The sequence below is a fragment of the Haloarcula halobia genome, assembly GCF_029338255.1.
Classification (GTDB): Archaea; Halobacteriota; Halobacteria; order Halobacteriales; family Haloarculaceae; genus Haloarcula; species Haloarcula halobia.
Map to the genome: position 1 here is coordinate 2,558,964 of NZ_CP119787.1, position 26,407 is coordinate 2,585,370.

Here is a 26,407-nt window from a genome sequence, read left to right on the forward strand (position 1 = left end):
GGTGATGGTCGCTGCCCTCCTCGCGATTACGCTGCTGGGCGCGGGCGTCGTCATGCTCGCGCCAGATCGCTACGCCGGCAAGCTCGCGGCTGCGATCAGTGCCGTCCCGGCGCTCCTGAGCGTCTACATGTACTGGGCCTACCTGACCCAGTTCGAGGGGACCGGCAACGCCCTGCTGCAACCGGGTGACGTCGCCTTCGGGCAACAGATTCCGTGGATCGACTTCGGTGGCCTCACCGTCTCCTACTACGTCGGGCTGGACGGCGTCAGCATGCCGCTGCTCGCGCTGACGACTATCCTCACCACGCTGGCCATCGTCTCGGCCTGGACGCCCATCGACGAGCGCCAGTCCCAGTTCTACGGCCTGATGCTGTTCATGGAGATGAGTCTCATCGGCGTCTTCTCCGCGCTCGATTTCTTCCTCTGGTTCGTCTTCTGGGAGGGCGTGCTCATCCCGATGTACTTCCTCATCGGTGTCTGGGGCGGCCCCCGGCGCAAGTACGCCGCCATCAAGTTCTTCGTCTACACGAACGTGGCCTCGCTGGTCATGTTTGCGGGCCTGTTCGCGCTGGTCTTCTCGACGGACCTCACCTCGCTGGCCCTGCCCGCGATGGCCGAGGCGTTCCGGTCGGCCAGCGGCCTGCCCACCGTCTTCGGGATGAACCTGCTGACCCTCTCTTTCATCCTGATGTTCTTCGGGTTCGCGGTGAAGGTGCCCGTCTTCCCGTTCCACACCTGGCTCCCGGACGCCCACGTCGAGGCGCCGACGCCGGTGTCGGTGATGCTTGCGGGCGTCCTCCTGAAGATGGGGACCTACGCGCTCCTGCGGTTCAACTTCACGATGCTACCGGAGACGGCCCAGCAGCTCGCGGTGCCACTGGCCATCGTCGGCGTCGTCAGCGTCATCTACGGCGCGATGCTGGCGCTGGCCCAGCGTGATCTGAAACGCATCGTCGCGTACTCCTCCATCTCGTCGATGGGGTATGTCATCCTGGGCCTGGTCGCCTTTACCCCGCACGGCATGGGCGGTGCGACCTTCCAGATGATCGCCCACGGCCTCATCTCCGGGCTGATGTTCATGTCCGTCGGCGTCATCTACAACGTGACCCACACACGCATGGTCGGCGACATGTCCGGCCTCGCCGACAAGATGCCCTGGACGGTCGGCATCTTCGTCTCGGCCGCCTTCGGCTACATGGGCCTGCCCCTGATGGCCGGGTTCGCCGCCGAGTTCCTCATCTTCCAGGGCGCCTTCGACGCCGCGACGCTGGGTAGCGCCGCGCCGGTGCTCACGGCGGCCGCGATGTTCGGCATCGTCATCGTCGCGGGCTACCTGCTGTGGGCCATGCAGCGTACCCTCTTCGGTGCGTTCAACCTAGAGACGGACTACACGGTGTCTGAGGCACCGTTCCACGACGTCGCACCGCTGGCGGTGCTCTTGCTGCTCGTCATCGTGCTCGGCGTCAACCCCGACCTCTCCTACGAGATGATACAGAACTCGATTCTCCCGGTCATTGACCTCGGAGGTGGTGTATAGATGGTGACACAGCTGGCGCCGCTGCAGGCGGCAGCGGTCCCCGGATGGACGGCGCTGGCGCCCCCGCTGGCGCTCGCCGTGACCGCGCTCGTGCTGTTCCTGGTCGATACCGTCGACCCGGATACGACCAACACCAGCCTGCTCGCGGGCATCTCCGTCGTCGGGTCGCTGACCTCGCTCGCGCTCGCCGTCTGGTTCGTCGTCGGCGGTACTGGAATCCCGACCGGCCAGGGCGGCCAGGGGACGCCGGTGCTGTTCAGCGGCCAGCTGGTCGTCGACCAGCTCGCGCTGTTCTTCATGGTCATCGTCGGCAGCGTCACCGCGCTCGTGACGCTCGCGAGTTACGACTACGTGCGCGAGCACAGCTACCAGGCCGAGTACTACTCGCTGGTCCTGCTGGCCGCGACGGGGATGTCGCTGCTCTCGGCGACCAACTCCCTCGCGTCGGCGTTCGTCGCCTTCGAACTCGTCTCACTGCCCTCCTACGCGCTCGTCGCGTTCCTCAAGAAGAACCGGGGCAGCGTCGAGGCGGGCCTGAAGTACTTCCTCATCGGCGCCGTCTCCTCGGCGGTCTTCGCGTACGGCATCTCGCTGGTGTACGCCGCGACCGGCGTGCTCCGATTCGACGCCATCGCGACGGCCATCGAGAGCGGCGTCCTCCAGACCGTCGTCGACGGGTCGGTCCAGGCACAGGCCGGCGAACCGGCCGTGACGATGTCCATCCTCGGGGTCGGCATCCTCATGATCATCGGCGGCGTCGCGTTCAAGACGGCCGCTGTGCCCTTCCACTTCTGGGCGCCGGAGGCCTACGAGGGTGCGCCGGCCCCGATCTCCGGGTTCCTCTCCTCGGCGTCGAAGGCCGCTGGCTTCGTGCTCGCGTTCCGCGTGTTCGCCACCGCCTTCCCCATCCAGGCGCTCATCGCCGACGGCGGCGCCCTGAACTGGGTCGTCGCCTTCCAGGTGCTTGCCATCGCGACGATGTTCATCGGGAACTTCGCCGCGGCCACCCAGGAGACGGTCAAGCGGATGCTGGCCTACTCCAGCGTCGGCCACGCGGGCTACGTCCTCATCGGACTGGCCGCGCTGTCCTCCTCCGGTGAGGGGCTGGCGTTCAGTATGAGTGCCGGAATGGCCCACCTGCTCGTCTACGGCTTCATGAACACGGGTGCATTCCTGTTCATCGCGCTGGCCGAGTACTGGGGCGTCGGCCGCCGCTTCGAGGACTACAACGGCCTCGGTCGCGAGGCCCCGCTGGCCTGTGCGGCGATGACCGTCTTCCTCTTCAGCCTCGCCGGCCTGCCCATCGGCGGCGGGTTCTTCTCGAAGTTCTACCTGTTCTCGGCGACGATGAACGTCGGGGCGTGGTCGCTCGCGGCCGCGCTCGTCATCAACAGCGCCCTCTCGCTGTTCTACTACTCGCGGGTCGTCAAGGCGATGTGGATCGAAGAACCCAGCGGCGAGAAGCGGGTCGAGTCCTACCCGACCGGCCTGTACACCGCCGTCGTCGCGGCCGCCGTCGCGACGGTGCTGCTCGTGCCCGGGTTCGACTACGTCTCCAGCGTGGCCTTCCGCGCGGCGACGCTCCTGTAGGCGGCCCGCGGCAGGTTTCGCTCGTATTCCGCGGTCAGGGCCGCTCGTAGACCACCAGGCCGCCGGTGTCGCGGCGCTCGACCCGCCCCTGGGCCTCCAGAACGTCGAGGTGACCGACGGCCTCGCTCATCCCCGAGAAGTACTCCGTCGCGGGGAGGTCGCCAAAGAGGCCAGTCATCACCGCCGCGGGCGTGGTCGCGCCCTCCGCGACGATGTCAGCGACTTCGTCGGTCCGCCGGTCGTGGGCGGCCAGGATCTCGTCGATGCGGTCCTTCGGGGACTCGACGGGCTCTCTGTGGCCCGTGAGGAAGCGGTCGTGGCCCTGCTCGCGGAGCCACCGCAGCGAGTCGTTGAACGCGGGCAGGACCCGCGGGCGCTGTCCACCCCGGTCCGGCGGCGGCTGGAGGAACGGGTTGGGCGTAATGTCGCCCAGGACGTTGTCGCCCACGATGGCCGTGTACTCGCCGTCGTCGTCGAAACTGAAGAGTATCTCGCCCACCGCGTGGCCGGTGACCTCGTCGACGGTCAGGCGCTCGTCGTCGACGGTGACGACGTCGCCCGCGTCGAGTTCCCGGTCCGTGGCGACGCTCTGGGCGTACGCGAGGAAGGCCTCGGGAAGCTGGGTGACGGCCTCTGCCGTCTCACGGGAGATCCCACACCGCTCGAAGAAGTCAGTGAAGTACTCCTGTTCGTAGTGCAGGCGCGCGGCGAAGTCGTCCATGATGGCGGCCGCCTCGGGACTCGCGAGGACGCGGGCCCCGCGGGACCGCAGGCGGGCCGCCAGCCCGAAGTGGTCCGGATGGGGGTGTGTCACCAGCACCTGTTCGACGTCGCCGGGACCGAGTTCCCTGGCCTCAAGCGTCTCGAGCAGTCGCGACCACGCCTCGTCGCTGTCCGGTCCCGGGTCGACGACGGTCCGACCGCCGACGTACGCGTTGACCGGACCCACCTGGAACGGCGTCGGGATCGACACCCGTGTGAACATACCGTCGTGTTCCCGCCCATCGGCCAAAACAGTTCGTGCCGCCCGGCCGGAGCAGTTCTCTCGACCCGTTGCGGGTGCCACAAAAGATATATTCGTCCTCTACGTAAGGACAGATATGAACAAACACTTCGAAGACGCACGCTACTACCTCAAGCGCGCTGGCGAGACGGCCAAGAAGGGCGTCGAGACCGAACTCGAACCCGTCGAGGAGCGGTTCCGCGAACTGACCGGCGACGAAAAGGAACCCGAACCGGGCCGACTCGAGAAGGTAAAGGCCGACCTGAAAGAGCTCCAGGAGAAAGCCGAGGGCGAGGCCGAGACGGCCATCGCCGACGCCCGCGCGAAGATCGACGACTACCGTGGCACCACGGAACAGGAGGCGTAACCGGAAAGCAATTCTTAAGACTATCCCCCCGATACCCCTGCGTGTAGCGGGTTGGTGATCTAGTCCGGTTATGATACCTCCTTCACACGGAGGAAGTCGGCGGTTCGAATCCGCCCCAACCCATACGCGACACGTACGGATTGTATTCGGCCGTATTCTCCGCTTTTAGAAGCTCTAACGGAAGAATCGCCGATATCGGTGGAGATTTCGAGGTCGTGAATCCATTCGCTTGTTGCACGCGGGTTCCCTCCGTATAGCGATCCGGTTATTGAATATGGTTGCCCATATAAAAAAGTGGAGGCTGATTGGAGTTTTCAGCGCGCGCGATAGTTGACTTACTCGCGGTGGGATTTCCTTCAAATTCGTTGTTCCATCTGCTCGAAAACTCCGTGCCATCGTTCGGGCATATCGTCAGTGTCGTACACTCCCTCGTTCGCCAGTTCTAAGAGTCGAACAGCTTCCGCATCAGGAAGGTTCTGGAGAGTCAGTTCCTCAACTGTCTTTCTCCGCGCTCGTTCGGTACTCATCGGCCGGTCGCGTTCGATTGCGGAATAGAAATGATACCAAAACATGAGGCTGCCCTCTGGTGGGAGAGTTGGCGGATGGGAGGGATCAAGTCGATCGGGGATTACGGGGAGTGCCGAGACCGTCGAGAGAACAGCGAGGAAGGAACGTCGAAGCATAGTGTCGACAGAGTGGTTGCGCTCAAAAATCCTTCCTCGCGTCATCACCATCCCAGGATCCAGTAGGTTCTACAGTTTCCGATACCTTGGGCTGATCTCACGAGCGTTGTTCACGTTACAATAGAATTCCAATTCGCTCAACTCTCCATCGGTCTCTTCTATTAGTACATCCAGATGTGTTCCGAGGGTTCGAACGTGTAGACTTCTGGGCATTCGAATCGCGTGTCGGGAATCCGGTTCGGGGCTTGGAGCCGGTCAAGAATACCAGTGAGATGTTGGACACCGACGACAGCAACGACTGTTTCAACACCATCCTTGTGGTACAGTTCATACAGTCGTCCTGCCATCACGTCGTCGCGGATTTGAAGGACTTGCCTGAACAACTCCGGGATTCGCTCTCTTGTTTTCTCGCGCCACTCCCGAATGAGTCCGCGATTCAACTGGTAGTACGTGTCGAGTGTGAGTTCATCCGGAGTTTCGATTAGTCCGAAACCCGTGAATATTTCCGCGTCAGCTTGGGCGAATTTCTCGTTCTGATCCTCTTGGTATCGTATATAAGGTACGTCGATCCCGGCAATCGACAAGCCGTCAGTATGCTGTGTCGCAAAAGATGCCGCTTGGACTTCGTGGTCAGGTGGCCACTCCAGGTCGAGTGTTTCTGGCTGGTGTTGACGGATCGCTTTGTCACAAGCCTCGACAGCAATGATCTCGGGCTCATACCGTCTGATTGCGTCGAACAGCCGGTCAATAGTTTTCGACTCATGATGCAATCCTCCGAAGATATGTATGCCTTCCACCCGTCCAGCGAGCGTATCACCTTCTGACCCCGTCGCGTAGATCGGCTTGAAGCCCGTGTGCTTGAAGAAATCGTCCGAGGGAAGATCAGCGGCCGGCTTCTTCACCGGAATCGTTGTTTCGATGGTCTGATCCAAGGGATCAGATCCTTGTGAGAAGTCAGTGTGGCGTGGATCGTCACTCATTGTTAGAACCATCGCTGGGCAGGCAGTATCCGACGTACTCTGCGGATCGATCCTGTAACAGTGTATAGTCAGCACTCAATACACCGAGCCGGTGCGCGTAAGTCTCCGATAGCATACTACATATTTGACTGATACCCGGATAAACCTCTGCCAATCAAAGCGGTTGATACGCCCAAATACGGTCGAATACGGGCTTCTAGGCGTATTAGCCGATGTGGGAACTGAGTTCTATTGGGAACCTGCGCGCGTGAGACGGCTGTCAGCGTGTTCGGTGTGATGAAACTTCCAGAATACCGTTACGCAGCCGTTGCGATACACGTCTGGATCAGGCCTTTCTTTACACCGGATGGTAGCTACGATCGTTGTGAACTTCGACGTGCCTGTGGAGTGGAAATCAGCGTACCCTGGGTTCCTCTCGTAATTTCGTACGCGCCCAGTTACACGTCTTGTACCTGCCCCATCCTCCGGTCGTTTTGCGTACATTGATATGTACAAGTGTCTGTCGACAAGTGCTGGGCGCTCGGGTGGGACGTTCAGCTTCGAAGAGAGAGTGACTCCCCTGGTACCAGGGGTCTCACCTACGAAATTCGACGGTGGTGCGCCGAATTTCGATGGCCGTAGTGGTGTACGGCCATTCCATCATTTTGCCGTCTGGTATGAAGTTTTTCTGGTCACCCCGGTCTTGCCCATCGGGTGAGAGGCAAGGACTGCCGTTCAATCGTGATCATCGTCAAGGGTCTCTCAATAGCGAGGAGCAGTGAGTGTCTCTGAGTGTCTACAGCGTAGGCTCCACTACCGCTCCACGGTACGGTTTTATTCGTGTTAGACTGCTGCTGTGTGTATGGACGAACTGACGGCGAATATCTCGTTTGACAGGTTCGCGGATATGCCGGAGTTCTACGGATCCGGGGCTGCGGAATACCGCCTGGCGATGGTGAAAGAGCGGGCTGACTTTCTCGATCTGTTCGCAGGCGCTCGTCACGTGGACGCCGTGACGTACGCGGAGACACCCGACCTGATGGTGAAAATGCTGACCGAGTACGACATCGGCTCACTTGACGTGCTCATTGGGAACGCCGAAGACTACGCCGACCAGGTGAACGAAGTCTCGACGGCGAGGTCGCTCGTCCGACTGCGACAGGACGATCGACTCACGATTCGATTGAAGAACCGGAAGACTGTCCACTCGAAGATTTACCGGATCGTGATGCCGGACGACACGGTGAAGCTCGTCCAAGGGTCAGCCAACCTCTCTCGGAACTCCTGGGAGTACCACACGAACCAGATCTCCGTCATCACGACCGATGTCGGGACCGAACTGGACGAGGAGTTCGAGCGGTTCATCGACGAGTACCGTGAGGGGTACAGCGACCAGACGCTCCTCGAAGGGCTTGTCGAGGCACTGGAGGATGCCGATTCACCGGAAGAGCGGGAGAACCGCATCGAGTACTGGGTTGGTGCCGGTGATCTCGACGTGAGCGATACTGCTGCCCTGAATCAGGACGCGGTCGAGGACCTGAAAGATGTCGCCGATCAGGTCACTGCCGTCGTTGACGACCCTGAGGATGCTGACGAGACGGTTGCGTTCGTCGAAGAGCCTGAGAACGCCGACCGCAACGTCGTGGAGCCGGACGAGCCAACGGACGAAGACGATTCGATCGACGCTGCGGACGACGACGAGTCACCGGACATCGGGCTCGTCGAATCGGATCACGAAACAGGGTTGACGGACGGGCTTGACCGTCCGCGGGTCCGTGCGCCCGACGAGAAGATACGAATGGGAACTAGCAAGGTGGACAAAGACACTGCCGACGAGTTCGGGGCCGGGCTCCGTGACCGCGGCGCGACCGTCGAGGATCACAGCATCACCGCGCCGCTGAGCGCGTACAACAATCAGGTTAAGGAATCGACAGCCATCCCAACGATGTCTGTCCTTCCGGAAGCCGAGCAGGTCGTGATCGGTGAGGACGACGAGATGATTCTTGTCGCCACCGACGAGCCGACCCCTGAAGTTCTGGATCACTGCCTCGAAACCATCGAAGACTACATCGAGACGGTCCAGAATCACGGCCACACGCAGTCCGAGACCGCAGTGATGGCGCAGATGTACGAGGCGTTCCTCTACGGGTTCTGGGCCCCGTTCGCCAACCAGTACGCCGAGGCATTGTCGTCACCGTCACGGACGCTAGACAACGTCCTGCAGCACCTCTACATCGAAGGGAAAAGCGACGCGGGGAAAGACAAACTCACCGAGTACATCCTGCGACTCGTCTCCGACAACACGGTCATCTCCGGTGTGGACGCAGACGACGTCGGCGTCAAAGAGGTTCGCGGCGTCCGCGAATGGGACACGTGCTTCCCGTACGCCATCATCGACGCAGAAAAAGAGAAGATCCAGCGGTGGAGCCCGATCCGAAACTACTGGGGTGACTGGACACCCACCAGCGTCGATCAGCCGTGCCTCATCTTCACGACCAACGACGCGCTCCCGAAATCCGAGTTCCGGAACCGAATGAAAATCCTGAGTATGGACGTTTCGTTCCCCTCCAATCCGGAGGACCCGGGATTCCGTGAAGCGCAAAAAGACCTCTCGGAGGTGCTGGAACGACAGAACCCGATTTTCAGCTACGTGGCCCGCCGAATGCTCACCGAACAACCGTGGACCGACGGGAACGGCACGATCGAAGACGTCCGCCGCATCATCCGGGAATTCTACGACGAAACCGGTCGAGAGCAACCCGAGTACTTCCCCGCCGACGAGCCGGCCGAGAAAACGTACGACACGGGACGGTTGAAGTGGCAGCGAGATATCCAGGGCGGCCGTGTCACGTTCGAGTCGGAGCCAAATGCCATCACAGCTGACTTCGACCGCGACGAGTACGAGGTGTACGATTACGAGAAGCGCCTCCCCAAACGGTTCATGTCCGAGAAATCGTCCACAAGCGTCTACATCGGTGCACCCGAGGAATTCGCTGAGTGGATCGGGTACTCCGTCAGCGAACTCCTAAACGGCGCGGCCGAAACCGGCACGGACATCGAACAGTCAGACCACACAGAAGACGCGTCGGATACCGACGACTCCGGTGGATTCTTTTCTCGGCTGTTCGGAGACTAATCTCGTCGATTCCCTGTCCGATTCTCCGGGGGGACTACACGAGCTCCATCGCCTGCTCGGTCAGTCGGTAGCGATACGCTGGGCTGACAAATACGATCTGCCCGTAGTTTTCCGATTTCGTGACCTCTTCAGAGGACTCAATCGCTTCGACAGCCGTATTGAGTCGGTCCACTGGGTCGCCGGACCGCAGAAAGTCAATGACTTGCTCTGGTTCGATACCGAACTCCGCAGCGAGGATACTTCGGATTGTCCGCCCAGCACCGTCAGCGACGGCGACAGACGGTGCTGAGGCACGGGCTTGCGGCCCATCTCGCTCCGCAGCATCCTCAGAAAGCGCCGTGACCTGCAGTTCGTCGTCGATATGCGCGATGAGGGCATCCAGGTTTGCTTTAGCTTCCTCAGTCACTTGCCCGTTCACGATGTCATCAAGCCGCTCGCTAATCGCAAAGACGTCCGGCCCGGGCGGCGCTGTCTGCGCAAGGATCCCGATATCCACGAGATGATTGAGTACCGTCCTCGGTTGGTACTCAATATCGACATCAAGCGAGTCAACCATCTCCGCTCGTTTGATACCCTCTTCCTCGGAGTCGATTCTTGCCTTGTAGAACGCTTTTGCGACGGCTACCTGGTCGGCAACGCTGTGCGTGTTCCCCTTTCGTTCCCGGATATACCGCTCCAAACGGTCGAAATCAGCGTCATCTTCCTCGTCAATCGTGAGCGCGTCCCTGACTGTGTCTGGCAGTTCTGGACGCGGCGCATCACGGTGCCGCTTGGCTTTCTCCGACAGGCGCGTGTTATCGTAGAGTGCACGCGCGACGGGGAGCCCACGGAGATAATTGTACTCGTAGAGAATCTCCACACCGTGTTCAGTCAGGCCGTAGAACTGACTGGGAAGATCGCGCGCGTCCTCATTCGGCGGGTACCGATAACAGTCGATGATATCGTTGTCACTGAGAACCTCCAGCTGATCCCGGATTGCGGCCTTGTTCTTCGGCATCATGTACGCCAACTCATCAAGTGAGAGGAGATGCTCTGGGTGGCCAAGGATGAACTGCAGAATCAAGTGTCGCGTCTCCTGGGAGAGAAGGTCGTAGATCTGCCGCTGTTCTTCAAACGGGCCGCCACCCTCCGCGGCAGGCGCATCACTCATGATCTCACTTGAGAGTACCTTGGCGACGCGAATAATACTTTGGGTCAACTGGTGTGGTTGATAAGCGTATTAGCCATATTGGTTAGCAACCTATTTACCTACTCGTCAAGGAGCACACAGTATGGCTGACCCCGGCCCGCCTCCGAATGCAGGGGAGATCATGGAGAGCGTGAACGATGCGCTCCAAGGTCTCGAATTAGAACCTCACGAAACATCGGACATACTGGGGTTCGCCAACCGAGAACTTCCGCACCTCCACACTCCCGAAGACTCGTATTTCATCCTCGGCAGCTACCGCGACCCCTACATTCGACGACTCCGTATCGTCCAGAACGAACTGGACAAGCGACTCGGTACATACCCGTTCCTGATGGGCGATCTCCCAGAATTAGATATTGACCGGCTCCCGGTCTTCCGCATTCGATTCACACTCCTCGCTGCACACGCCGACACCATTGTCGCCGTGTATGAACAGGACGGCGGCGGCGAAATCACCGAACTCGGAAAGATCAGCATGACACCATACTTCGACAAATCCTACGTGCTACCACGGGACTACGCGTGGATGACCGCACAGAACCTCGACACGGAAGCAGACGTCATCGCCGCTGCCGCGACGATGTACTTCAACGACGACCTCGACGAAGCTACCACCGAAGAAGAGCTGGACTCGCTCGTCACAGCGGCGAACAAGAACGATATCGATCTTGCGAAACCAGACCTCATAGAGCGACTTGAAAATCGAAACGACGTCGAAGACGCCCCAGTTTCATACAGTTGGGTGCATCTCAACGAATTCCGGCTTTTCGAACTTCACGGGCGGTGCCTCGCGTGGAGCACTCCCGACGGACTCCGCGATGTCGTAGCAGAAATCCCGTAACACGTCGTGTCGATTTAGCGCTGTCAGCCCGGATCAGATTTACTCCCCAGTTTCAAGTATGTCAGCGACTGGAATCGACTCGACAGTCACGTTCACTGATGGTGTTGAGTCGGTCTCTATGAGTCCGAGGTCTTCCCCTCGTTCAATCACGGTCAAAATAGCATCCGTAACTGCCTGCTCATCAACTCCATCCACTGTTGCGATCACACCATTACCGAATAACACAGCGGTGGTCATTGGCTGGTCTACGTGGTAAATCAAACCGGGGAACCGTTCTGGCTCGTACTCGATATTCTCTAATCCGAGACCGATTGCGAGTGCATTAAGATTTAAATTGGATTCTAATTCGACGTATCCCGCGGTTTCACCAGCGTTCAGTTCGACACCAACGTCAGTGAGCGTGTCTCGTAGCGTGCCTGGGGTAAGTCCCTCGGTAGTCATATAAATGGCACACCGGGCACCAGTGTTGTAAATCTACTGTGGGATAGTGATTAGTCTAAGCTCTGAACGCCAGTCGAGTCTCCCTCCCCGAAATCAGCCGATTCGGACTGTGTCGGTTCGCGTTGTCGTTCATCATATGCTTCGCGCCATTCTTCAATGACTGGCCTGCTTCCAGCACCGTGTGGTGTGCGTCGCTGTCGAACCTGGATCAGTGCCGGCGTGTTCATTGCGTCACCAGACACAACCGCTTGCCCTGGGGTTAAACCGGGCAACTCCCGAAGCACGTCCTCGCCAGCGGCCTCCACGGAGTTTTTGATCGCGTCCTGGTCATTCGGGTTTTTGATCTGCATCGAGATCTGGGTTCCACACTGCGACAGTACGTCTTGATCGATTTTCGACGGACGTTGACTGATAATCCCGAGTCCGAATCCGAACTTGCGGCCTTCAGACGTGATCGTTCGCATAATTCCGAGCGACGGCGCATCACCGGAGGCTGGAGCAAACCGATGTCCCTCTTCGAATAAAGCGAAAATCGGATGCTCGATATCCGAATCGCGGTCCCGTACGTCATCAAGTCGCTCTCGATACATCCGACGCAGAAGAACGGTCGTGATAAGTTGCTGGTCCCACCGATCCAACGTATCCATCTGGAGCACCGTACACTGCCCCGGATCTACAATCTCGTCCAGCGGAACGTTTTCTTCGGGATGGAAGAGATCATTCCGTTCAATCGACCGTCGGAGTCGCCACTCTAGTGCGCCGACACTCGCGTCATCATCGCCGTAGATCCGCTCCATTTCGGCAATGAGTTCGTCTATACCCCACGTCCGACTCTCTTGTCTCTGCATCGCGCGCCACGCCGTCGAAAGCCGCTCTTGCATCCGATTACTCGGGTTGTCCAAGATCGCCATCACGTCACCAATCTCAAGTTCAGAGATGCGAACTCGAAGGCGCTCCGGGTCGTAATACTCGATACTTGGTTCATACCCATCTGCACCTTGGAACGTCTCTTCACCCTGCATTTCCGCCAGCGTGTCGTACTCACCGTGTGGGTCAAACACGAGCAGTGATGCACGCGAGCTCGGACGCATCATCTCCTCGATTAGGACCGACGCTGTGTAGGATTTCCCGCTCCCTGTTGAAGCGAGAATCGCTAGGTGTGTCGAAGCGAATTCTTCGATTGGAATGTGTAGATTTGTCGCCTCTGCCGGTCGATTCAACAGCCAGCCGATGTGTGCGACTCCGTCAAGTGTTGTGACATCCGTGCTGTCAGTTTCACAGCCGAGGTTCGGCAACACGGTTTCGAGTTGCTGGTGTGGTGCAATCGACAGTGGCGTCCCCGGGTCAGGCAGCTGGCGAGGATTAGCGAACGTCGTCATGTTCGTGTCGTAGTACCCGATAACCGTTGCTGTCAACCGGTACAACTCAGTGTCATCAGTCGGCACACCGAGCGTTGCCGCAACTGTCTCCGGCCCGACCTCCGGATCCGCAAGGAACCCTTCAGGAAGCCCCCGAATTAGCTCACGGTTCGTCACGCGAGCGAACACCGATCGTGGCTCACCTTCAACCGAGACAGTGTACGTGATGAACTCACCCGTCTTGATCGACTTGTCCGACGGAGTCACGAACACGAATTCGTTCGGATCGTCACCCGGTCCAGCAACGGTGCCGACCACGTCTGATCGATCAGCCATCAGACCACACCTCGCTGTTCACGCGCTTGCCACTGCACGTTCTGTTCCACCACGTCTAGTACTCGCTGATTTGGATCGTCTTCCGGCAGCATCCCTCGTAACCGGTCAATCAGTGCGACGATGACCTCCGACCCGAGGTCACCAGCAATATCTAAGAGTCGATCCATATACGCCAACTGAATCTGATCGTCGACGGTATGGAAGGAAACCGTGACCTGATCAGGACAGTGGAAGACGGTATCCTCGACTTCTAACGTCCACCGCGGCATTTGATGCGTTGGCTCTTGTATTGCCCCGTCTTCGGCGATTTCTGCGGTACCGAGAAGCGCCACGCCAGCAAGCGTGGTGCGCTCTTCGATGTATCCCGGCGTGAATTGGGCCTGATCGTCCTGCGCTAATCGCGGCCCGGTTCGCCCCTGGTCAGGATCGACTAACTGCGTGTCATAAATCACGCCCATGACTGCGTGCTCGGTTCCGTCGACAGTTTTCTTGATGAAGACGGGTTGCCCGAATTCGCGCTCGTGTAGTTCCGGTGGACGATCACAGTCTCGTTCCTTGTACACCTCGGCGACGTAATCCAGGTGGCTGTTCGAGGACACGATGCTGCCAATCCGAACGCACGAATCGAGATCCGGACTGTCTCCGTCAGCTAGTGCGTCTGTCATAGCTTCGTCTCCGTACTGTTGTCTGGTCGTCGAGCGGTGCATCCGGCTGGTGCGTGTGGGGTGTGGTGGTGGTGAATCATCGTCGTCGCAGTTCCTTGCTTAGTGCTTTGGCGTCCCATTCCAGCGGTACGTCGTTCGATTCAGCCCAGCGTTGGACGACGCGCTGGAACTGTTGTCGGTCCTGATGGTCTAACACAGCGTCGCTGTCGGCCTGTTGCAGGATTTCAGGATAGCCACGTCCGATGCCTGCTTCTGCCCGCACAATGTCGACGGTGTACTCGTACATCGAATCGTACCCGTCGGGACCGTTACTGCGGCACAGCCACCCGGGGAATTCGATTCGGTCGAGTCCAGCACCTGGCGGCACGTTCAGGTACGAGAACAAGATGTCATCGCGGAATTCGTACGCTTCCCCGTTGTACGTTGTCTGCAACGCGTCGATACTCCCGTCGCGTTTCGAGATGAACGGGATTGTCGTGTCACCCCACGGGCTCATCAACTCCGTCAGGACGTGCGCATCCGGAATGACGCGATCCGTCCCGAATTCCTCGCGTAACAGGAGCCGCGTCATCTTCACGAGTTCAGTCGCGCTTGACCCGGCAACGTACCCGACCAGCGGGATCTCATGGTGCTGACTCGCTGCAATAACTCGACTCAGCGTGGAGATGTACCGCTCTCGGGTCTCTGGCTTCAGCGGATTCGCAAATGACGCGATCAACGGGCCGTCGTAGAACACGACCGGCGTCTGATCGATATCACCTGTATCACGCGCGTCAGCTAACTCCGAGAGCTGGTTGATGAGTAGCTGTCCTTCGTGTTCGAACCGGTGATGCCCCACAAGTTGGGAATCAACGAACCGGTAGTCACCGTCCTCTGATTCTTGTGTGACCTCGTCAGGCGTCAAGAGTCGTCCTTCGACGCCGCGGTCAAGCCGCCCCTCGGCGTGATGGTGGTTGACTGCCCATGCCGCTTGGACGTACGCGAGCGGGACGTTGAATTGCGTTGTCGGCGGGAGCTGTGATCCATCGACAGCCATCACCGGCACATCACGAACAATATCGCGCGCCCACTCGTTGACCTCCTCGTGATTCTCCCACCCGTCACTCTCCGGGTACGGGACGATGATACTGTCCACGTCATCGAACTCGTCCGTCGGATACGCCCCCGGGTATGATGCGTCCTGAAGCGACGCTCGAATCTCAGCACTCGTCCATTCATCGGGCAACCGCTGAAACGCCTCCTGATACCGCTCCACGATCCCCGTATCGTCTTCGAGATACGTCTTAATCGTGTCAACGTTCGCCTCCAATTCAGACGCGACACCGCGTTTATCGATCGGCATTAATTGACCGACACCTCCGACGTCTGCCGGTCTTTCTTGATTGTGATCGTGTAGTCCGTCATCGAATCGAACGTCTGGTCGTGGCTAATGACCGTGAGTTGCTCGAAGCTATCCAGCTGTTTGAGCTGAGTGACGAGATTCCGCTTCTTTTGCCGGTCAAGGTTCGCCGTCGGTTCGTCCAAGAACGCGATCCCTACAGACGCTAACTGTTCGAGAATCGCCAGCCGCACCGCAAGTGCAGCTGCCATCTTCTCCCCGCCACTCAGCGTCGAAAACGACTTTCGGACATCAGCATCGTGCACGACGATCTCGTAGTCACTCGTCCACTCCAGCGTCTCAGCTGACGCGCCGCGAATCGACCGGAACAACTCATTCGCCCGGGATCCAATCCGGTCGGTGATGATCTCTCGCATCTTCGGCCCGGCCTCGCGGACGTTCTCCCGCACCCAGTCGGCGAACTGCTGGTCCGCTTTCAGCTCCTTCACCTGCTGGAGTTTCTCCTGGCGCTCCTCTAGCTTCTCCTCTAACTCCTCGATCGTTTCACGAACCTCCTCCAGGTTCTCCTCCTTATGCTCTAATGACCGCCGATCACCTGCCAGTTCCTCCCTGAGCTCCTCAATGTCTGACTCCAGCGTCTCGAATCGCTCTTCATCGAACGACGCTTTCGTCTCCTCCAGTTCTGCCTCCGTCTCTTCGAGATTCGTTTCGAGGTCTGCAAGCTCGCTCTCCAGGTCTTCGACTCTCTCCTGCCGCTCCTCCACTTGCGACGCTTGCTGCTCGTACTTGATATACGTCTGATGTGCCGACTCCGTCTCTTCCAGCGTTTCCTGAACTTCCTCCAGCTCCTCATCTAACCCCTTGAACTGCTCTAACTCGTCTTCGATCCCCGCCAGCGCCGACTGTTCTTCCTCTAGTTCCGCCCGTTTTGCCTCCAACTTATCAGGGACATCAGCATGCTCCTTCACTCGGAATTCAGCAGTCTGGTACTCGTCGTACGCCTCCTCCAAGTCATCTCGCTCGGCTTCGAGGTCCGGGAGATCCGCCAATTCGTCTTTCAAGTCCGCTAACTCCGCTTCCAACGCTTCCTTATCGGCACGCAGGTCTTCGATCTCACCTTCCAACGACTCGATTTTCTCCCGGTGCACAGAGAGCTTATCAAAACGCTGCTTGACCTCTCTCGCCGCGGTACGCTGCTCACGCAATGCATCAAGTTCCTCGGCGAGTTCTTCACGTTCGGTCTCGATTTCCTCGATCCGGGTTTCACGCTGTTCGATCGTCTTCGACCGGTGATCCTCGTCTAACGGGCGGTCACACGTCGGGCACGGGGCATCAGCATCCGCGTCACGCAACCTGTCCAGCTGTTCTTCAAGCCGCTCCCGCTCGCTCGCCAGTTGCTTCCGGTTCGCCTCCCGGTCGTTGATCTCATCGGAGAGCACTTCCGGATCCGTCGTCGCTTCCCACTCGTCCTCTATCTCCGCAATCGTCTCCTCTTTCGCCTCGATCTCGCTCTCCTTCGATTCGATCTCCTCGGCCAACTGCTCGATTTCCTGCTCTAACGCCTCCACGTCGTCTTCGCGGTCTTTCAGCGACTCAATACGGTCATCGAGTTCCTCGTACCGCTCCTTCTCCGCTTCACGCGCCTCCAACGTCTCCCGAGCAGCCTCCAGTTCTTCCAAGTCCTCTTCCAGCTGTTCGACCTCGAATTCGATCGCCTGGATCGTATCTTCCTGTTCGTCTCGATCCTCAACGAGAGCGTCCCGTTCGGCCTTCTGTTCCTCTAACTCGTCCTGTCGTTCGCGCGCTTCCTTGTACCGGCTGTACCCCTCGCGGTTCGCCTCGCACTTCTCCTGTGCCTCTTCGGCAGCCGCGAGTTCCTCCTTCGCCGTCTCCAAACTGTCTTTAGTCGAATCGATCTCCCCTTCCAGCGAGTCAGCTTCCTGGTCAAGGCGGTCGATATCCTCTTCAACGGCTTCCAGATTCTCGTACTCCGACTCTTTCTCCGTCAATTCGCCACTTTTCCGTTCGATTCGCGCTTCAATTGTCGCAACGTCATCGGCCAACGACTCCGCTTCCGCTCGCTCGTCCGGCAGCCCCTGTACCTCGCCGGTGAGCGTATCAATGTCCCTACGGAGATCCTGCTGCTGACTCTCGATCGCGTCCGGCACGTCCTTGAGCGTCTCCCACGACTCCTCGTACGCATCCAGATTCAGGAGCGCATCGAACGTCGCCGTGCGATTCCGAGGCGTCTGCGAGAAGTCCGACAAGAATCGTGTCTGTGGCACCCCGATGCTGGAACTCCAGAGACTGCTGAGTTCGTCTCCATCTTCAACATCAAAGCGTACGCACAACCACTCCACCAACTGTTTCTTCGAATCGATGTCTTGATCGATCCACTCGTCAGCATCGGGATCATACCGGTGCACGCCGTACTTCGACCGGCCGACCGACCGAACAACTCGGTACCGTTCTATCCCGCTTTGCGTGTCCTGCTCGAACGTGACTTCGACAGTTCCCGAACTCGCGCCTTCCCGCAAGAACTCCTTGTTGTTGAACGGGAGCGAGTCGAACAACGCGAAACCGATGGCCTCCTGAATCGTCGATTTCCCCGCACCATTCTCACCGAGAATCGCCGTCACGCCGCCTTCAATCGGCACGACAGTCCGATCCTCGTACGACTTGATGTCTTCCAACGCAACTTCCGTGATTCTCATTGTTCTACCACCTCTCCTGCCTCCGTCTCAACGTCTGCTTCGTCGCCGCCCGTCGTGTCAACGGACGCCTCTTCGTCCGTTTCGGCATCGGCAAACGGGTCTTCCTCGATATCCAGCACCACGTCGTCCGCCAAGTCCGGGAACAACTCCTGCCGCGCCGAACTCACCGAGTCACGAATATCCTCGACGGCTTCGTCAGCCTGCGCCATCTGATGAGCATTCCCTAACACGTCAGCGACATCGCCTGCATGATCATCGTAGATCGATTCCTTCGTAATCGTCTCGAAGACACGGTGTTCTAACGCAGCCGTGTTCAGCTGCCCATCTTTGAACACCTCGTCCTCGTCAATCTCCGAGAGAAGTTGCTGCACGTTCGCCGTCCGAATCCCTGTATTCACCTGCACGTACAACGCGTCGCACGCATCTTCCACCCACGCCGCAAGTTCATCCGTTCGGAAATCCCCACGGCTAAACTGCAACGTGCCCGTGAACCGAAGATCGATAATCGGTTCTCGCGGCTCGCCTTGTGCCGTGAACTCGTCCTGACTGCAGTACTCTGTCAACGCAGCCTGCTCATCCCGAACGTGCTCCTGAAACGCGGTTTCGAGATCACCGGGTGACTCATGCGCCGTCACGTCGAATTCAATTCGGTAGTACGGCCGTCGCTTCGTCAGATGATGCTCCACGTCGAACCCAACCGCGTCACCACCAGCCCCGGAGCCTCCGACGTCAAGCGCGACCGAGTAGTAGCCATGCTCCCACTCAGGTCGCCCTTCCCGCGTGTTATGCGCTTCCGGTGACCCAGGATTGTATATCCACTCGCCCGACTCGTACCGCTTGTGAATGTGCCCAAGCGCCAGGTAATCCACCACCTCTTTCACGTCCCGCAGTTCGCCGTGGGTTACTGTCCCGCCGAGCGTCGGCACCTCATCTTCCATCCCGAAATGCGCCAGCAACACAGTCCACGCCGGTTCCTCATGCATCTCATTCGTCTCTTTGATCCCCTTCGCCACCTGCTGGAGCGCCTGGTCTGTCTTCGCACCGCGCCACTGCAGGCCGAACACGCGAATCGGCCCGTCTACGTCCGCGACATCAATATCATAAAACCCTGCAGACTGCCCCGGCTCTTCCGGATCGTACGGGTTGAGCCACGCTGTCTCCGGATCCGCATTCAGTTCCGCCTGCAAAAACACGATGTGTCCGCGCTGATGCAGGTAATTCAACCACGTCACGTCACGCGGCGTCAGGTTCTCATCGTGATTCCCACGCGAGACTAACACCGGCACCTCATCAGGTATCCGTTCGAGTTCCTGTTCGATCTGATGCAGGATCTTCGGCCGTAAATCCCGCGAGTGGAACAGGTCACCCGGTAATAGAATCGCGTCTGTCCCGCGCTCCTCGATCATCTCTCGGAACGCAGCACGCGTGGTCGATACCATGTCATCCTCGCGTTGTTTCAATCCATACTGTCGATGGCCAAGGTGCGTATCAGCGATGTGCGTGAGTGTCAACATTATCAGTGTATCGTGGAGGGTACTTATTCAGCCAAGCGTGCTACCAAATCACGGGCCTGAAAGTATGTGACTACGTGTAACCGGACGGCTATTAAACATCAGTCAACCAGGGTGAAAGTGGAACAGGGACGACATACAGCATAGTTATCCATACGGGTGTTCAGAAATCAAAAATATTGGAGTCTCTAAGCTCTCTACTTTCACTTTGGATGGCTCGCCTTCTTACGAATCGTCGCTGTAATAGTAACATAGACGTATGACCTCCAAGATCTGCCAAGCAATCCAGCAAAACCGCGTAATCGAATTCCGCTACGACGGTCATTACCGAAAAGTCGAACCGTACTGTCACGGCACCAGCAAACGCGGCAAAGAATCAGTAAGAGGGTATCAGGTCGCAGGAGGAAGCAACTCTCGCAGTATCCCGTTCTGGCGACTCTTCACGGTCGCAAAGATCGGAGATCTAAGCCTCACCGACGAAACATTCCAAGGAAACCGACCAGCATACAACCCGAACGATAAGGATCTACGCGTCCACTGTAACATCTAACTCGGATTCTCAACGACCAATTTCCGCTTAGCACATCCAGATTTATACTTGCCACGAGTCTAATCTCAAACACGATGGCACCGTCCTACGTGAGCCGGGGTTCAGATGTCGATGAAGAACTCGCGGAGCGGCTGATTCAGCGTGTACAAGAGGATCCCGCAAAACCGTGGACTATCTTAGAAGATTTCATCGGCATCACTCTCTGTCCAGTTCGTATCGTAGCTTGAGAACACTGCGGCGTCGAAGACACAGGGGAGCACATCGGCTGTTGCACAGCCGTCTTGAACGATGTCCATGATGAAGTGGTAATACTCCGGCGTGCTGAGTCCTGACCCGGAAACGTGGTAGGGAAGATCGAAGTTCTTGTTCAGCCATTTCGTGATACGAGAGTCAAGTGGAATCTCGAACCTTGTCAGACCGAGGATCTGGAGGATGTTCCGCGCTTGCTTTGACCCTACTCTGTGGAGTCCATCACCAGCGAGTCGCTCGGACAGGTATGTCGCTGCTTCTCGCTCGGTCCCGGGATCGCCGGCTTTCGGCTCCCGGGTTCGAGCCTCAAGCAATAACTCTAGTTCACTCCACAGTTCGTCCCACCCTCCAGAGTCCAGACGTTCGAGATTCGTCTCACAGGCGTCACCGATGTTGTTGTAGTACCGAATCCCTCCGTGTTCTTCGAGCGTCTCGGAAACGAATCCGCTGACGTCATCGACATCCCGACACTGATCGAGACTCACCGTCTGAATTTTGTTCTTCAGAAATTTGGAGACGTGACTGTCCGGTCCTGAGCGCTGCTGGGAGGTGAGTAGTGCTGCGAGATGGGCATTCCAGAACTGATCCGGAGTGATTTCGATCTCGGCATTGCTCACGTTCTGTTCCCGTCGTTTCTGCACAAATGGGTCGTCTTCTTGGTTGGAGATTATCTCAAGAACGTTGTCGATTTCCTCGTCCGAGAACGTCCATTCGACCTGAGCCATACGCATCCGTCTTATCCACCGCCGAAAAATCTGTTGAGGATGCTTTAACTCCAGTAGCGTGATTCCCACAGGAACTTTCTGCCTTCTCTGAGCAATCAGGTGTATGGAATCGGGAAAGAAATCGTTAGAAGAACTGACGACAGCAGGGGTGTTCCACGTTCCGGAGTACCAGCGGTACTACTCGTGGACCGAGCCGGAGTGGGACGACCTCTGGACTGACCTCTACACGCTACCTCCGGACAAGCAGCACTACTTCGGGACGATCATCATCCAGAAGACGGATGAAACGGAAAGCGGTGGGAGTACTGGTGGATACGGCTCTTCTAGAGAGAAACCGATCAACCTCCTCATCGATGGCCAACAACGCCTCACCTCGCTTGCGTTGCTGGTGCGCTCAATGACGGAGTGTCTGGAGGATATCGCACCGGAAACGGATCACGAGGCCGAGATACTCAGCGACGTCGAAGAGATGCGCGAGACGCTTCTTGTTGAGGACAACATCTATCAGCTCCAATTACTTGACGAGGAGGACAACAAGTACCTCGAATGGTTGCTTACCGGGCACGACGTTCACGAGCCAGAGCGCCCGTCTCAGCGGAAGATGATCGAGGCGAAGGAATACTTCGACGAGCAACTCGATAATCTCACTGCGTCCCCTGATGTTAATCCTGTAGACGTCGCCACCGAACTCAAACAGCTCTGGGAGACCATCCTCGAACTCGAACTGATGGTGTACGTCGTTGACGCAGCCAACCCGGAGAAGGCGACACTCATATTCGACAGCGTCAACGATCGCGGTCGGTCCCTCTCAACGTTCGACAAGACGAAGTCCTTCCTGATGCGGATGGCCTACCTCGCTGCGGCCGACGAAGGTGAGGCCCAAGCAACCATTCGCCGCATTCGGCAGTCCTTCGGAGAGATGTACAACGATCACCAGACGATGCTGGAGTCACCGTACATCACCGACATCAGCGACGATGCGGTCCAGCGGTACCACTTCATCTCGTACTTCGACTGGTCAAACTCCGACGAGTACAGCGATCCCGCCTTCCTCACCGAACTGAAAGAACACATTCGCACGCTTCGAAGGGAAGACTCTCAAGCGTGCTTGGAATACATCCGCGACTACACCAACAGCTTAGAGCGCGGGTTCAACGCGTTAGCGAAAGTACTCGACCGTACTGACGACGACGACATCTCGACGCTTGTCCAGCGGATACATCGCCTGCGTCATGCGACGAAGTTCTACCCGCTGCTCCTCAAAGCCTGGCCGAACCTCGATGAGGACGGGAGACAGGAGCTTCTGAACGCGATTGAGACGTACATCTTCCGCGTCTACTCTATTGGGAACCATCGGAGCCACACTGGTGAATCCAGCCTTTACGTCCGCACTCGGAACCTCAGCAAGGACAGCCCTGCCGATGTCTGGGTGAGCAAAGTCGTCTCCCTGATGAACCGATACGAGGACGACTCGCAATTCCGACGGTCACTGTCCGCTGCAGACCTCTACTCGAAAGCAAGCTCACAGGACCTTCGGTACCTCTTCTACTTCTACAACGAACACCGAGCTGACGAGAAGGGTGAACGTGGGGGCCCGACGCTCTCGGAAGCAATGAGCAACGAATACACGGTCGAACACATCTGGCCACAGAGTCCCGACGAACTCCCGATCCAGGATGCCGACGAGTATCCGAGTCCCGAAGCTCGGTATGATGCATATGTTCACCGGCTCGGGAACCTCACGTTGGCAAGCAGATCGTGGAACTCGAAATGGGGGAACGCTGCGTTCGAGACAAAGCGCGACGACGGGTACGTAGAGTCGAAGCTCTGGGTTCAGTGGGACATCCAGGACAACTACGACGAGTGGTCCGTCGAAAATATCGAGAACCGCGAAGAGGCGATAATCGAGTTTGTTCTCAAAGAGTGGGCGACGCCTGAGACACGTCTTGGCGGTGTTGAAGAACCTGCAGACGCCCTTGACCGGCTTACGACGGAGGAACAGTTCGTCCTCAAGGCACTCCGCCAGAACACCGGCGGCGCGGTTCGTCGTGTCATCCACGGAGATGTGTGCGAACTTCCCGATTCACCGTTCACGGAACCAAATTCGAACGGTACAGAGCGAAACGAGGTGGGTTCGATTCTGAGTCGCCTCCAGAACGTTGGTCTCGCCGAGCAGAACAAGCATACCTGGTCACCCACCGACGAGGCACTTACCGTGGAGGCCCCCACCTAACGCCCGGTTTCTGCGAGCCGTCTAAACCTCGCAGTCCGAGTTTTCCTTGTGCCCGTGATTGATGTGATGGATTATCACGCGTGTCGAAGATTTATTCTGCCCCAGCCAATCGCCTGTAAATGAACCGACCGCTTAGTCGTCGTTCGCCTGGCTTGCTTGGAGATCTCGGATGAGCTGAGCAGCTTCTGACGCGACATAGTCGTACCCGCCTTCGATAGCCAGCCCCGCTGTTTGTCCCATCGCCTTCTCCATATGCCCTATGTAGGCCTGCCCGGAATCCACAGTGCTACCAGCACGGAATAACGCACCTCGCGGTCCGCCTAATTCCATTCCTTTCTGTTCTTCTAACTCTACGATGATGTCTTTTGCTTCGTCAAGTTTCTGTACTCGGACGCTTGCGTTTGTTTCTTGCATTGGTTCGACCCGAACAGGTTGAGACTCTACCCAGTTTAAAAACCTTGGCTCTCAGGCGTTCCAGGCACCAGATAAAACGCAAACAGATGGTTCCCTACAGTTTTGACCACGGAAGAGATGGCACGGAAATACCGAATACACCATCTAAAGCGCCCGGAACGTCGGTTTCCGCAATCCAACATAATATCGCCCGCATTTGAGCGGGAGACTCAAAGGAGCAGAGTGATCAACAATGGAAATTACGGAATCGCTGTAGAGATCCCACACGAGGATTGTTAAGCGTTCCCGGATACTCACTTGTAATCAGTTAACAACTATTATGCAAACAGATGCCTTGTTGACGGATGATGGAACTGCCAGAGACGCCCCGGATCACCTATCTGGACGTCCTCAAAATGTTCGCCCTTCTGGTAATCCCCGCCGTACTGGCAGTCATCTACTACGGCACCCCCCTCTCGTTCCAACAGACCCTCGTTCTCGACCACACTAACCCACGCCTCCACAACTTCTGGACGAACGCACTTGTTCACGACCATCGACTAGATGACGGCCACCTAATCGGCAACCTCGTCGGCTACCTACTCTTGGTCTTCCCTTGCTGGATCCTTCAGAGCTACTGTGAGCAGGAACGTCGATTCTGGGCCGGATTGGCCATTATCCTAGCGATCGGTCCATTCATCATCAGCGCCAGCAGCTACCTTGCGTTCTATGAAATCCTAGGCTTTGAGATCCAGAACGACCGGGGATTCTCCGGAGTTGTCGGTGCTCTGGCCGGGTTCCTGCTTATGTCTATCCTTCACACATTCGCCCAGAAACAGGAGGAAACAGTTGCCGTGCTATCGATGGGGCTCTACTTCGGGTATCTGATGCTGGGGTTCGGTATACTGACCGGGCGGAGCGTAGTCATCAGTGTGGGCGTACTCATCCTCTTTGGTATGTTTGCCGGTACGCGAACCTCGTACGTGGCATCGGCCGCCGAACTATCTGAATGGGGGAATAAAAACGGTCGGCTGAGCTTGGTACTCTTAGTTTCGATCGTTGTGAGCGTCCTCGGATTCACCGCCTCGCTCCCGTCAGATATCACGTCCGATGGCGGAGTGACAAATATTGTGGCGCACGGTGTCGGCATCCTATTCGGTATGGCGGTTGCGGGAAGCCTCCGATACCACCACAAACGGTCCTCTGCGGAAGAATCGACCGCTGTCTGACACCACGCAGCACCATCACTCCTCAACCAACGGGTCGATTGTCCGTTCGATAAGTGCATCCGTCAATTCCTGGTCGTGCCTAATGCACACCAAATCGATACTATGCTCGTCGCACAGCTCCTTCTTTTTCTGGTCGCGCTCCTGCCGCTGTTTGAGACCCTCCTCGCCACCCCAGTGATCCACAGCCTCGTAATGCTGAATTCCCTGGTATTCAATCCCGACATCAGCTTCTTCCAGAAAGATATCCAGCTCCAGTCCGTCGAGAAAGTCCGGTCGGTAGTGACGCTTGATGGTGTGCTCAGGATAGTTCGATTCCACAAGCTGGTAGAGGATAGTTTCGCTGGTCCACCGGTTCCCCTTCTTGTAATGGCCGAACGCCTGCCGAACCTCGTTCTCGACGCTGTCCATAATCTCCTTGCGCTCCGCCTGTAACTGATCCTGTAGCTCCGCGAATTCCTCGGCTTCGTCGCCGGGTAGTGGGTCCATCTCTTCGTAGGGCTCCCGGACCTCGCGGATCCGGCGGTACCGCTCCTCCCGGTCGATATCATCCGGCAGTTCGTCGCGGACCTCGTCAATCGCTTCCTCTTTCTGCTCCCGGATTTCTCGTTCGCGCTCCCATTTTTTGTCCTGCAGGCGTTCGTATCGGTCAAGGCGGTCGCGGAAGCCATCGTCCACGATGCCGGTGATATCTTCGGGGAGGACGTCGTGGAGATAGTCATTCCCATCGCAGATACCGTATTCGTACTGTTGCTGGTTAACGTACCAGCCGTGTTTTTGCATGAAGACAGTGCCGTACATCTCGTGACAGTACCGATATTCGGGGACGACACCGTTACAGCGGTGGCAGAGCTGATCGGCAAAATTCAGTTCATTAACGATGGCATCCGGTGAGTCAACATCCGTATCCGAGACTTGGTCAAGTGCATCTTCGGGGAATTTCCGACTGAGAATGTTCTCAACTGAGGGTGTACGGCCAGAGACAGCCGGGTTCTCCATTCCACACCGGATGTAGTTCCGGATCGCGTCCTTAGCACAGCTGCAAAAATGGAGATCGCCATCCGACTCCGGTTTGAACCCGATAAACACACCGTAGTGAGCTGGGTACTGAACAATCGGGTAAGGCAGTTTGTCCTGCCGGTTTTCACAGCCGGAGTCCACGACAATAGGGTTCTCCGCCATAGTTTATCGATATGTACTAACAGAACACCATTTCAAAAAGCCATACACCCGAAGCGCCACTCAAACTATTCACCGGCTCACCAACATTAGAACCTCATCACCGGGCGAGAACCAGTACAGTGCACGAATAGCACTCGTAAACGCAACACGAATGAACGCCAACTGACATTCGCCCAGACA

19 protein-coding genes, 1 tRNA gene and 1 pseudogene are annotated in these 26,407 nt (G+C 57.7%); 8 read left to right on the forward strand and 13 right to left on the reverse strand.

The annotated features are described in order from the left end of the window. Position 1 precedes the first annotated feature (1 nt). Together P1K88_RS13650 and P1K88_RS13655 are read left to right on the forward strand one after the other, a co-directional pair. Complete coding sequence (locus P1K88_RS13650) at positions 2–1,537, forward strand: complex I subunit 4 family protein (RefSeq protein ID WP_276414147.1); 1,536 nt, start codon at positions 2–4, stop codon at positions 1,535–1,537. After that, entirely contained in the window at positions 1,538–3,127 is a 1,590-nt protein-coding gene (locus tag P1K88_RS13655; RefSeq protein WP_276410779.1) for an NADH-quinone oxidoreductase subunit N, read from the forward strand. It abuts the gene before it with no gap. Between the two features lie 34 nt (positions 3,128–3,161). On the opposite strand, the gene P1K88_RS13660 is transcribed toward P1K88_RS13655, so the two are convergent. Next, on the reverse strand, positions 3,162–4,112 hold the full coding sequence (locus P1K88_RS13660; protein WP_276410780.1) for an MBL fold metallo-hydrolase: 951 nt from the start codon (positions 4,110–4,112) through the stop codon (positions 3,162–3,164). A 115-nt stretch (positions 4,113–4,227) separates the two neighbouring features. Between P1K88_RS13660 and P1K88_RS13665 the strand changes: the two genes are divergently transcribed. Together P1K88_RS13665 and P1K88_RS13670 are read left to right on the forward strand one after the other, a co-directional pair. Continuing rightward, positions 4,228–4,497 carry a DUF7553 family protein gene (locus P1K88_RS13665; RefSeq protein WP_276410781.1) on the forward strand — a complete coding sequence of 90 codons (270 nt, stop codon included), beginning with the start codon at positions 4,228–4,230 and terminating at the stop codon, positions 4,495–4,497. 48 nt (positions 4,498–4,545) lie between these two features. After that, positions 4,546–4,620: transfer RNA gene (locus P1K88_RS13670), tRNA-Val, on the forward strand. 233 nt (positions 4,621–4,853) lie between these two features. Here the strand turns inward: P1K88_RS13670 and P1K88_RS13675 are convergent. Beyond that, positions 4,854–5,024, reverse strand: a complete 171-nt coding sequence (locus P1K88_RS13675) for a hypothetical protein (RefSeq protein WP_276410782.1) — start codon at positions 5,022–5,024, stop codon at positions 4,854–4,856. Positions 5,025–5,341: 317 nt separating this feature from the next. After that, positions 5,342–6,160 carry a hypothetical protein gene (locus P1K88_RS13680; protein WP_276410783.1) on the reverse strand — a complete coding sequence of 273 codons (819 nt, stop codon included), beginning with the start codon at positions 6,158–6,160 and terminating at the stop codon, positions 5,342–5,344. Between the two features lie 841 nt (positions 6,161–7,001). On the opposite strand from P1K88_RS13680, the gene P1K88_RS13685 reads away from it, so the two are divergent. After that, on the forward strand, positions 7,002–9,275 hold the full coding sequence (locus tag P1K88_RS13685) for a phospholipase D-like domain-containing protein (RefSeq protein ID WP_276410784.1): 2,274 nt from the start codon (positions 7,002–7,004) through the stop codon (positions 9,273–9,275). A gap of 34 nt (positions 9,276–9,309) precedes the next feature. On the opposite strand, the gene P1K88_RS13690 is transcribed toward P1K88_RS13685, so the two are convergent. Then, a complete protein-coding gene (locus tag P1K88_RS13690; RefSeq protein ID WP_276410785.1) occupies positions 9,310–10,425 on the reverse strand; it encodes a hypothetical protein in 1,116 nt (371 codons plus the stop codon). Positions 10,426–10,546: 121 nt separating this feature from the next. Between P1K88_RS13690 and P1K88_RS13695 the strand changes: the two genes are divergently transcribed. Then, entirely contained in the window at positions 10,547–11,305 is a 759-nt protein-coding gene (locus P1K88_RS13695; RefSeq protein ID WP_276410786.1) for a DUF8170 family protein, read from the forward strand. 206 nt (positions 11,306–11,511) lie between these two features. Here P1K88_RS13695 and P1K88_RS18475 read toward each other — a convergent pair. The 7 genes and pseudogenes from P1K88_RS18475 to P1K88_RS13730 all read right to left on the reverse strand — a co-directional run. Continuing rightward, positions 11,512–11,653, reverse strand: a pseudogene (locus P1K88_RS18475) (TATA-box-binding protein); the annotation flags it as partial. A gap of 143 nt (positions 11,654–11,796) precedes the next feature. Next, positions 11,797–13,440, reverse strand: a complete 1,644-nt coding sequence (locus tag P1K88_RS13705; RefSeq protein ID WP_276410788.1) for an ATP-binding protein — start codon at positions 13,438–13,440, stop codon at positions 11,797–11,799. After that, the gene (locus P1K88_RS13710) at positions 13,440–14,105 is read right to left on the reverse strand and encodes a DUF8166 family protein (RefSeq protein WP_276410789.1); all 666 of its coding nucleotides are present in this window, start codon (positions 14,103–14,105) and stop codon (positions 13,440–13,442) included. Before P1K88_RS13710 ends, P1K88_RS13705 begins: the two co-directional genes overlap by 1 nt. Before the next feature lie 76 nt (positions 14,106–14,181). After that, positions 14,182–15,447, reverse strand: coding sequence for a DNA double-strand break repair nuclease NurA (locus tag P1K88_RS13715; protein ID WP_276410790.1), 1,266 nt, complete (start codon positions 15,445–15,447; stop codon positions 14,182–14,184). Continuing rightward, complete coding sequence (locus P1K88_RS13720) at positions 15,447–18,158, reverse strand: AAA family ATPase (RefSeq protein WP_276410791.1); 2,712 nt, start codon at positions 18,156–18,158, stop codon at positions 15,447–15,449. Before P1K88_RS13720 ends, P1K88_RS13715 begins: the two co-directional genes overlap by 1 nt. Next, positions 18,155–19,672, reverse strand: coding sequence for a metallophosphoesterase family protein (locus P1K88_RS13725; protein ID WP_276410792.1), 1,518 nt, complete (start codon positions 19,670–19,672; stop codon positions 18,155–18,157). The genes P1K88_RS13720 and P1K88_RS13725 overlap by 4 nt, the downstream gene beginning before the upstream one ends. Before the next feature lie 723 nt (positions 19,673–20,395). After that, positions 20,396–21,193 (reverse strand): hypothetical protein, encoded by a 798-nt coding sequence (locus P1K88_RS13730; protein ID WP_276410793.1) that lies wholly within the window; start codon positions 21,191–21,193, stop codon positions 20,396–20,398. Between the two features lie 103 nt (positions 21,194–21,296). Here P1K88_RS13730 and P1K88_RS13735 point away from each other — a divergent pair, with 103 nt between their 5' ends. Then, positions 21,297–23,426, forward strand: coding sequence for a DUF262 domain-containing protein (locus P1K88_RS13735; protein ID WP_276410794.1), 2,130 nt, complete (start codon positions 21,297–21,299; stop codon positions 23,424–23,426). A gap of 132 nt (positions 23,427–23,558) precedes the next feature. Here P1K88_RS13735 and P1K88_RS13740 read toward each other — a convergent pair whose 3' ends face one another. Continuing rightward, the gene (locus P1K88_RS13740) at positions 23,559–23,840 is read right to left on the reverse strand and encodes a hypothetical protein (RefSeq protein ID WP_276410795.1); all 282 of its coding nucleotides are present in this window, start codon (positions 23,838–23,840) and stop codon (positions 23,559–23,561) included. Positions 23,841–24,187: 347 nt separating this feature from the next. On the opposite strand from P1K88_RS13740, the gene P1K88_RS13745 reads away from it, so the two are divergent. Continuing rightward, positions 24,188–25,048, forward strand: coding sequence for a hypothetical protein (locus P1K88_RS13745; RefSeq protein ID WP_276410796.1), 861 nt, complete (start codon positions 24,188–24,190; stop codon positions 25,046–25,048). Between the two features lie 15 nt (positions 25,049–25,063). Here P1K88_RS13745 and P1K88_RS13750 read toward each other — a convergent pair whose 3' ends face one another. Next, a complete protein-coding gene (locus tag P1K88_RS13750; protein ID WP_276410797.1) occupies positions 25,064–26,227 on the reverse strand; it encodes a hypothetical protein in 1,164 nt (387 codons plus the stop codon). Between the last annotated feature and the right edge of the window lie 180 nt (positions 26,228–26,407).